This window comes from Spirosoma sp. (assembly GCF_048594605.1).
Classification (GTDB): Bacteria; Bacteroidota; Bacteroidia; order Cytophagales; family Spirosomataceae; genus Spirosoma.
The window spans coordinates 37,979-45,088 of the sequence record NZ_JBMDWV010000384.1; the positions used below are offsets into that span (position 1 = coordinate 37,979).

Genomic DNA, 7,110 nt, shown 5'->3' on the forward strand with positions numbered 1-7,110 from the left:
AGTAATTGTCTTAAAGGCCAAATTTTTCCAGACGCCGATACAATGCCTGCCTTGACAGGCCCAGTTCCCGTGCTACGTCGGTGATGCTCCCCCGGTGTTTCTGCATGGCCTGGTGAATCAGTTGCCGCTCCATGTCTTCCAGTTGCAGGGTTTCATTCACGGGCGAAGCGGAGGCTGTGCCATTCTTGAACACAAAATTATTCGGTTCCAGCAACGTGCCTGGCGTTAGTTCCGGACGAGCCAGAATCACAGCACGCTCCACAGCATGTTGCAGCTCCCGAACGTTGCCCGGCCAGCGATACTGCTTCATCTCGGCCAGTAAGGCAGGGCTCAAACCCGATACCGAGCGATTGTATTGCTTTGCGTATTTTTTAAGGAAAAACTCAGCTAGTGGCCCAATGTCGCCCGGACGTTCGCGCAAGGGGGGCAAATGAAGTTCGATGGTATTGATCCGGTACAGCAAATCCTGACGAAACTGCCGTTCGGCTACGCGCTCATTCAGGTCCGCATTGGTTGCACAAATAAGTCGTACATCAATCAGACGTGCTTTGTTAGAGCCAACGCGCGTTACCTGGCGCTGCTGCAAAACAGTTAGCAACCGGGCTTGCTGAGCAGGGGATAAATTACCAATTTCATCCAGGAAAATTGTACCGCCGTTAGCCTCTTCAAACCGCCCGGCGCGATCCTCACGAGCATCGGTAAAAGCGCCTTTTACGTGTCCGAATAATTCACTTTCGAACAAACTCTCGGTCAGCGCGCCGACGTCAACGCTTACAAACGGCTTATCCTTGCGGTTGGAGTGTTCGTGAATAGCTCGAGCAATCAGATCCTTACCCGTACCGTTTTCACCCAGAATCAATACGTTGGCATCGGTTGGAGCCACTTGTTCGACCGTATCGAGAACAGGACGCATAGCCGAACCAATAATATTCGTCTGTTTCGTCGATTTTTTATCCGACGGCTCCCTGCCGTTTTTCTCCTTTTTCGGGTCCTCTTTCTCATCCATTCGCCCTTCTACCGCTCCCCGAATCGTATCCAGAAATTTGTCGTTCTGCCAGGGTTTCAGTACAAAGTCAACGGCACCCGCTTTAATGGCCCGTACTGCCATTTCAACGTCGCCATAAGCCGTAAATAACACGACCCGAGCTTTTGGGTCAATGTCCAGGATGCGATCAAGCCAGGCAAATCCTTCGCGCCCACTGCTCACGTCACGCTGAAAATTCATATCGAGCACAATGGCATCGTAGCGGTTATTATTGAGCAGGAAAGGCAATTTTTCAGGATTCTTTTCGATGTCTACTGAGCTAACATGCCGCTTCAGTAACAATCGAGCGGCCAACAATACGTCGGGATCATCGTCGACGAGTAGGAGTTTAGCATCTTGCATACTTTAAAGATAAGAGCTGGAACGAATTGTTGCACGATCGGTCTGATTCGACGACGAATTACGCTTTTCTTACGTACTTTGTCTTTTAAAAGTCGTTAAGCGGTCATTTATTGTCGTTAGGTGGTCATTATTACTATTCGGTGGTTGATGAGCATTTTTCGTCATTGGTTGCGGCTTCTGGAGAGCAACGAATGACACCTTGATGACAGTTATTGCTTACTAAATGACTGACACGTACCCCGCTTTCGAGAACCGCTGGTTCTATATACTTGTAGGAGTTGGCATCTTTCTAAACGCGACGGGCTTGTTTCCACCCGTCATGGAACTCGACGGGGCGTTGTATGCCACCATCGCTAAAACGATGGCTCAGTCAGGCGATTTCGTCAATCTCTACGCCGTTGGTACGGACTGGCTCGACAAACCTCATTTCCCATTCTGGATAGCTGCTGTAAGTTACCGGATTTTTGGCGTTAATACGTTCGCTTATAAGTTTCCTGCCTTATTATTTTTTCTGGGTAGTGTGGTTTATACGTATCAGTTTGCCCGGCTCACCTATTCAAAGTTAGTCGCCCAGATTGCTACGTTAGTGCTTCTAACCGCTTTTCACGGCGTACTTTCCAACAGCGACGTACGTGCCGAGCCTTACCTGATGCCGCTTATTGTTGGCGCTACGTATCATTTTTATCGGGTGTTTCTGAATGATCGTCGGTACGTACTGCATCTTATTTTGGGGTCATTTCTGACAGGATGCGCCTTGATGACTAAAGGTTGCTTCGTGCTTATTCCGATTGGAGCTGGCTTAATCCTCCACTGGCTTCTGACCGGACATTGGAACGAACTACTGAAACTGCGCTGGTACGTAGCCATAGCCCTCTCGTTTGCCTTTACGCTACCCGAAATTTACTGCTTGTATCAGCAATTTGATCTGCATCCCGAAAAGATAATTTTCGGAAAAACGGGCGTATCGGGGGTCCGCTTTTTCTTCTGGGATAGTCAGTTCGGACGCTTCTTTAACACGGGGCCAATTAAAGGCGAGGGCGACAAGTTCTTCTTTGTTCATACGTTGCTTTGGGCGTTTTTGCCCTGGTCATTACCGCTGTATGTAGGTATAGGAAAAGCATTGACCGGCCTGTTTAAACGGCGAAATCCATTACCCATCCAGGCCGGACCCGAATACGTATCACTTGGATCAGGGCTTGCTACGTTCCTGCTGTTTTCGCTATCTGGCTTTCAACTGCCTCATTACCTGAATATTGTCTTCCCATTTTATGCCGTACTGACTGCTCAATTTCTGGTATCGCTGACGCCGGTTGCACTACGTCGATGGACTATTGGACAGACAGTGATTGGCCTCTTGATCAGCATACTGGCTATTGGCCTTTTGCTATTGGTTCAGCCGAACCAAGTGGTTACTGCAGTCAGTTGGGTGGTGGTCGTTACGGTTGCTACGTTTATCGTTTTTCGATCTGCCAATCTGCTATCGCTAACGGGCCGAATGGTCGGGGCCATGCTTGTTCTGGCTTGCTCACTGAACCTGTTTCTCTACCCTACTTTTTTGACTTATCAGGCCGGCATGACAGCCGCCTTTTATGCAAACGAGCAAACCAATCTGGCGAAACGGCCTACTGTTTTATACGAACCCGGATCAGGTGTAGGCGGAGGCAGTTTCTGGTCGTACGAATTTTACGCAAACGCACCCACCTACTACGCCCGAACTGATTCGACGCTACGTTTGCAGATTCAGCAAGGGCGAAAACAGGTATTTACGACGGGCGAACAGGCCGACGCTCTTGCCAAACGAGGATTTACGGTGCATACGCTAGCGGTGTTTCCGTATTTTCATGTTACGCAGCTAACCTATGACTTTTTGAATCCGGCTACCCGTTCCCGAACCTTACTACCTTACGTACTTACAGAAATTACGGAGTAAATGGTCTATGTCACCAACTGCCCGGCGCGTTTATAGTAACTACTGCCAAAAGCGGACAAACTACGTCCGAAAGCGGACAGCTGCGAAGTCATTTCACGCATTAACCCACTGATAATCAAGAACCCAAACCAACTGGCATGACTATTGGCACGGCATATTGTAGCGAATGTGTTCAGAGTGGTCAATAAACACGAACATCTTTTTATTCACTCATCCACTCAATCACTCATTCGCACATTAAACCAATGGACCGCGTCTTACCTAAACGATTTTGGACTACTCAACGCATCGCTATTTTTGGTGGTGGTGCACTGATTCTTGGCTTACTTGCCTACACATTCGTCTTTGCCGACCGACGGTCGAAGCTCAATGTCGAAAAAGACAAAATAACTGTCTCGGACGTAACAACGGGACCTTTTGAAGATTTCATCGCCGTAACGGGCGTTGTACAACCGCTGAAAACGATTCGGCTCGATGCTATCGAAGGAGGCTATGTTACCCAGAAACTGGTGGAAGGCGGTAACATGGTGAAGAAAGGCGACGTACTGCTTAAACTCGAAAACCAAAGCCTGAAGCTGAGCTTCTTACAGTCAGAAACCGAAGCTAACCGCCTGGTCAATGACCTGCAGAATACGCGCCAGCGGATACAAATTGAACGCTTTACGCTACGTAAAACACTGACTGATGTAGATGCCCAGATTTCGCAGGCGAAGGATACCTATGAGCGTCAGGAAAAGCTGTATAAGGACAAAGTCGTGTCGGAAGAAGATTACCTGAAAGCGAAACGCGCTTACGAACGGCTGACCAGCCAGCGCGCTATCGAAACAGAAACACAGAAGTACCAGGAAGAAAATGCCAAGATGCAAATCAAACAACTTGAAGAGACCTTGCAACGCACGCAGAGAAACGTCGCTCTTTGGCAACAAACACTCGACAACTTAGTGGTTAAGGCACCGGTATCGGGTCAGTTGTCAAGTATCGATGTAGAAGTTGGCTCAAACATCAACCGGGGCCAGAACATTGGCCAGATTGATGACCTGAATGGCTTCAAAATGCGTGTCGGTATCGATGAACACTACATCAGCCGGGTATTCTCAGGTTTGAAAGGCTCGTTCGAATTCAATGGAAAAATGCACGATCTGGAAATTAGCCGAGTGTATCCGGAAGTAAAAAGCGGTCGTTTTGAAGTTGACATGGTCTTCCCGAAGGGTGCTCCTGAAGGAATCAAGCGGGGGCAATCGTCTCCCATTCAGCTGGAGTTAGGAAAAGCGGCTAAAGCAACGCTACTGCCTGTTGGCGGCTTCTTCTCCGATACGGGTGGCAACTGGGTATACGTAGTGGACAAGTCGGGCAAGCGAGCTGTAAAACGGCCTATTACGTTAGGTCGCAAAAATCCGGAATTCTATGAAGTGCTGAGCGGATTAGAACCTGGTGAGCAAGTGATTACAAGTTCTTACGAAAACTTTGGGGACAACGAAGTATTGGAATTTTAATCAGGCGTTTTGACTGCGCTTTGCAATATTGATTACCTAACGCAACTCCTTATTAGCGGCCCGTAATCAGTTTAGACAATTGATCAGATTCAATGCTTTTGCCAAACTAGCAAATTTTCAAACAGTTTAACTTTAGCCATAAAACCAGGAGTAAGCGAATTTGACCGGAGTTAATTCATCAGCTTTTGCATTTCGCTACTCCCTTTTTTCCCGCCCAAAACAATGATCCAAACAATTAACCTTCAGAAGCTCTTCGCAACCGAGGAAGTCGAAACTACCGCCCTCAACGGCATCAACATGGAAGTGAAAGACGGCGAGTTTGTAGCCATCATGGGTCCTTCCGGTTGTGGAAAATCCACGCTGCTAAACATTCTTGGGTTGTTGGATAACCCCAGCGAAGGCGAATACAACTTCTATGGAACCGCTGTTGCCCGAATGACTGAGCGGCAACGGGCACAATTGCGGAAAGGCTCTATTGGTTTTGTGTTTCAGAGCTTCAACCTGATCGATGAATTAACGGTTTACGAAAACGTCGAACTGCCGCTATTATATCTGAAAACACCGCCCGACGAGCGCAAAAAACGCGTGGAAGAAGCGCTGGAGCGAATGAGCATCATGCACCGTCGGAATCACTTCCCGCAACAACTGTCGGGTGGTCAACAGCAACGTACGGCTATTGCCCGGGCTGTAGTGGCGAAGCCGAAACTAATACTGGCCGATGAGCCGACGGGTAACCTCGACTCGAAAAACGGAGAGGACGTAATGAAGCTACTGGGAGAACTGAACGACGAAGGGACAACCATCATTATGGTAACCCACTCTCCGTACGACGCCGGTTTTGCCCACCGCATTGTGAACCTGTTCGACGGTAAAGTCGTGACCGAGAATTTCCACGTATAATCAGATCGGACCCCCGACGGCCTATGCTCCGCAATTATTTCAAAATAGCCATTCGGAGTTTGTTGAAGCACAAGCTCTATTCGTCTATCAATGTGTTTGGGCTAGCGCTGGGCATGGCCTGTAGTTTATTGATTGGCCTTTGGGTCAGAGACGAACTGAGTTACGACCGCTTTCTGCCCGATGCGGAGTCAATTCACTACGTACGGGTCAATTTCCCGTACAACGGCGAAACCGTTACCAACACCGTGACGCCAGGGCCCCTGCAGGAAGCCATCGCGAAAGACGTCCCCGAAGTGGCGGCCGTTACTAAAATCAATTACGGCCCCGAGTACCTGATTAAAGTTGGAGAAAAAACCGCCAAAGAAAAAGGTCACTACGCTACTGACGATTTCTTTGGCGTTTTCGATTTGCCCGCCATTGCCGGAAATCCAAAGGCAGCATTGGCCCAAACGAACCAGATTGTCATTACCCGGAAAATCGCGGAGAAATTCTTTCCGAGTGGACAAGCGCTGGGTAAAACACTTCAACTCGACAATAAGAAATTCTATGTTGTCGGTGCTGTGCTTGAAAACCTGCCTCCTAACTCGACGCTGCAATTCGACTGGCTTGTGAACTGGAAAGAACAGGAACAAGACTGGATGAAGACCTGGGGCAATAATTCGTTTAGTACGTATGTCCGCCTGAAGCCCAACACCACTGCGGCTCAAACGGAAGTCGCGATGGCCGATATTTATCCACGTTTTGCCGGAAAGAATTTCGAAACAGGTCGCCCCGTTCTACAACCTATTACCGATCTTCATCTGTATTCTGAATACAAGAACGGGATGAGTATTGGTGGACGTATTGAATACGTACGTGTCTTTTCCATTGTCGCCTTATTTATCCTGTTAATTGCCTGCGTCAATTTTATGAACCTGGCAACGGCGCGTTCAGCCAGTCGGGCCAAAGAAGTAGGGGTTCGAAAAGTAGTTGGCGCGTTACGTTCCTCGTTGATTGGGCAGTTTCTGAGTGAGTCCGTGCTAACAAGTTTGCTGGCTGCCGTTCTGGCGATAACGTTGGTTTGGTTCGTGTTACCGACCTTCAATACGCTGTTTAGCAAACAGTTATCGCTCAACCTAGCTGATCCGACACTCTGGCTTATCATTTTTGTCTTGGTGGCGATTACTGGTTTTGCGTCAGGCAGCTACCCAGCGTTATTTTTATCGTCGCTTCAACCCATAAAAATCCTCAAAGGACGATTGCAGTTTGGCGCTGGTCCGGCTTTGTTCCGGCGCATTCTGGTCATCTTTCAGTTTTCGCTTTCGGTTTTCCTGATTGTTGGCATGCTGGCCGTGAGTAAGCAAATGGATTACCTACGTACCAAAAACCTTGGTCTCGAACGTGAAAATGTCGTTTATCTG

The 7,110-nt window shown here is 48.5% G+C and carries 5 protein-coding genes; 4 read left to right on the top strand and 1 reads right to left on the bottom strand.

The window, feature by feature from the left end:
• Positions 1-10 precede the first annotated feature (10 nt).
• Complete coding sequence (locus ACOJS8_RS24015) at positions 11-1,387, bottom strand: sigma-54-dependent transcriptional regulator (protein WP_420151097.1); 1,377 nt, start codon at positions 1,385-1,387, stop codon at positions 11-13.
• Between the two features lie 223 nt (positions 1,388-1,610).
• On the opposite strand from ACOJS8_RS24015, the gene ACOJS8_RS24020 reads away from it, so the two are divergent.
• The 4 genes from ACOJS8_RS24020 to ACOJS8_RS24035 form a co-directional block, all read left to right on the top strand.
• A complete protein-coding gene (locus ACOJS8_RS24020; protein ID WP_420151098.1) occupies positions 1,611-3,317 on the top strand; it encodes an ArnT family glycosyltransferase in 1,707 nt (568 codons plus the stop codon).
• Between the two features lie 245 nt (positions 3,318-3,562).
• Entirely contained in the window at positions 3,563-4,810 is a 1,248-nt protein-coding gene (locus ACOJS8_RS24025; protein WP_420151099.1) for an efflux RND transporter periplasmic adaptor subunit, read from the top strand.
• Positions 4,811-5,032: 222 nt separating this feature from the next.
• Positions 5,033-5,710, top strand: coding sequence for an ABC transporter ATP-binding protein (locus ACOJS8_RS24030; RefSeq protein ID WP_420151100.1), 678 nt, complete (start codon positions 5,033-5,035; stop codon positions 5,708-5,710).
• A gap of 23 nt (positions 5,711-5,733) precedes the next feature.
• Positions 5,734-7,110: ABC transporter permease (locus tag ACOJS8_RS24035; protein ID WP_420151101.1), on the top strand; the 1,377-nt coding region annotated here is incomplete at its 3' end.

Excerpts from the sequence above, each read along its gene's own strand:
- ACOJS8_RS24015 (WP_420151097.1), bottom strand. The coding sequence starts at position 1,387 with ATGCAAGATGCTAAACTCCTACTCGTCGACGATGATCCCGACGTATTG.
- ACOJS8_RS24025 (WP_420151099.1), top strand. The coding sequence starts at position 3,563 with ATGGACCGCGTCTTACCTAAACGATTTTGGACTACTCAACGCATCGCT.
- ACOJS8_RS24030 (WP_420151100.1), top strand. The coding sequence starts at position 5,033 with ATGATCCAAACAATTAACCTTCAGAAGCTCTTCGCAACCGAGGAAGTC.
- ACOJS8_RS24020 (WP_420151098.1), top strand. The coding sequence starts at position 1,611 with ATGACTGACACGTACCCCGCTTTCGAGAACCGCTGGTTCTATATACTT.